This is a genomic window from Actinoplanes sp. NPDC000266, from assembly GCF_042899005.1.
Taxonomy (GTDB): domain Bacteria; phylum Actinomycetota; class Actinomycetes; order Mycobacteriales; family Micromonosporaceae; genus Actinoplanes.
Genome location: NZ_JBIAZI010000035.1, coordinates 1 through 2,107 on the forward strand (window position 1 = coordinate 1; position 2,107 = coordinate 2,107).

General features: G+C 38.2%; 2 protein-coding genes and 1 tRNA gene. 1 reads left to right on the forward strand and 2 read right to left on the reverse strand.

Annotated elements, in window-relative coordinates; translation table 11 throughout:
- Positions 1–279: 279 nt before the first annotated feature.
- Together ACFY36_RS51870 and ACFY36_RS51875 are read right to left on the reverse strand one after the other, a co-directional pair.
- Positions 280–352, reverse strand: a tRNA-Lys gene (locus ACFY36_RS51870).
- Between the two features lie 124 nt (positions 353–476).
- A complete protein-coding gene (locus ACFY36_RS51875; RefSeq protein WP_003130410.1) occupies positions 477–1,424 on the reverse strand; it encodes an IS30 family transposase in 948 nt (315 codons plus the stop codon).
- A gap of 253 nt (positions 1,425–1,677) precedes the next feature.
- On the opposite strand from ACFY36_RS51875, the gene ACFY36_RS51880 reads away from it, so the two are divergent.
- Positions 1,678–2,107 (forward strand): hypothetical protein (locus ACFY36_RS51880; protein WP_499753331.1); only part of this gene is annotated, 430 nt, incomplete at its 3' end.

Consider the following 2,107-nt stretch of genomic DNA (forward strand, 5'->3'; position numbering starts at 1 on the left):
ATTGTCGTATTTAAAATTTGATGTTGCGTTGCTTCACCACAGTCAAAAAGCCAAATTTCATTACGCTCATCAAGCATTTTCAAGGCAATTGCCTGAGTGTTTCTTGATTTAGAAGGCTGACCAGCCCCAGTCCCTAAAAATTGGATTTCCATTGAACCTCCATCAGTTTCAACTCACCTTAAGGCAAATTAAAACTTTATTTTCTCAAAAATGAGAATTATTTTCCAAAACAAGAAAAGATTGTGAAACTTCCCCACAATCTTTTCTTCAATAAATTAGTGACCCGTGCTGGGCTCGAACCAGCGACCCTTTGATTAAAAGTCAAATGCTCTACCAACTGAGCTAACGAGTCATGCTTAAAGCGTCATTTTCACGACGAAATATATTATAACACAGACTTTCTGAAATTTCTAGTCTCAGCTGTAATTTTTTTATTTTTTTAAAAATTTATTATTTACGCAAATTGCAAGTCCAAGTTAGCCAGCCAAGCTCATCTCATATGAACTCTTATAGTTGAACATTTTTCTTGGATAATGGTTCATCCAATACTCGATAGCGGCGACTTCTTCAGGGGTCGTCTTTGTTGTGCCTTTTGGCAGATGCCTACGAATCATTCGGTTATGGTTTTCATTCGTCCCTCGCTCAAAGCTCGCGTAGGCGTGTGCATAGTAAACTGGACAGCTTACGACCTCAGAGAGCCTTGCAAATTCATGGCCATTGTCAGGGGTAATGGATTTGAAGTCATAACTTTTTTGAAGTTCCACCAGCTCATCATTGACCGCCTGTGCTGTTTTCCCATCAATCAAGCGAATGATCTCCGTGCGGTATTTTCGCTCTGTGAGCGTCAAAAGCACCTTGTTCTTAGCTCTCGTAAGAATGACCGTGTCAATCTCGTAATGCCCCACTTCTAAGCGATTGTTAATGAACTCAGGCCGTTCTTCAATAGACTTGCCAAAAGGATGCTTTGGCGCACGAGGTTTGATTTTCTTTGCCGCCTTATACTGCGGATAGAAAAGATGATGACGCTTGGCTTCTAACCAGCCCCAGTTGACCCAATTGTAGAGGCTGCTCAGAGAAACTCCTTTTAGAGCCTGATGAATGACTTCCAAAGAGTCCTTGTCTTCTTTAAGACGTGTACTCACATAACAATCAATCTCAGTCGTGAGTTTACTCGGACGAACACTGTGAGCCCTCAATCCTTCATAATTTTCTTGAGCCTTTTTAGCAGAGTATTTTACCTTCCGCTTGAGCTGGATTTCCCCTCGCTTCATCTCTCTGTCAATCGTCCCATGAGCTTTATTCAATAAGCGCGCAATCTCACGGTTGCTCAGTCCTTCTTTATTGTGCCAACGTTCAATGTTTAAACGGTCTTGATTGGTCAGGTGTTTCCCTTTGCTCTGGCTTGTGATAGAATAGTCTTGCATCTGAATTTCCTTTTTATACTATTTGGTCGAACTTCTAGTATAAGAGATTCAGATGTTTTTTGCTTGACTCAAGGTGGCTAACTTCATTTTACAATTTGCGTAAAAAATAAAAATCTATAATAATTCAGTTTGCACCAATAAAAAGTGATAAAAAAAATAAATTTTGATGCTGACTAAAAATAGAAACAAAAAATTTTCTATTTTTTCTTCGCATTTTCCCAATTTATGCTCACATCTTGATATAATAGTAGATATGACCTATCAAGTAAAAATTATCTATCCAAAAGAAGAAGCCGCTGAAAATAACAAACTCACTGAGCGTACATTTAATGAGTTTATTGATGGACTCGAATTAGAAGAAGTCATCACGCAATATGAGCAATTACTGACAAAAGGTTATTCAATCTCAGTCAATTTTGCTCCACCTCAACTTGATGACAAGGGAACTGAGCCAGACCCATTTATGATTGCGGGTCGCTTAGAGCTTGCTGGGATTCCTTATAAAGCCACTTTGAAATTAAAAGCAAGTGGTGATTATGAATCAATGGTAAAAATTGCTAAAATGATTGAACAGCAAGATTATGATTATGATATCTCAGCTAAATTGCAAATTCGTGAAAATTCATCAGTTGATTTTGAAAAAGAAGGTTCTTGGTTTGATAAAGATTACACCAAATATACGA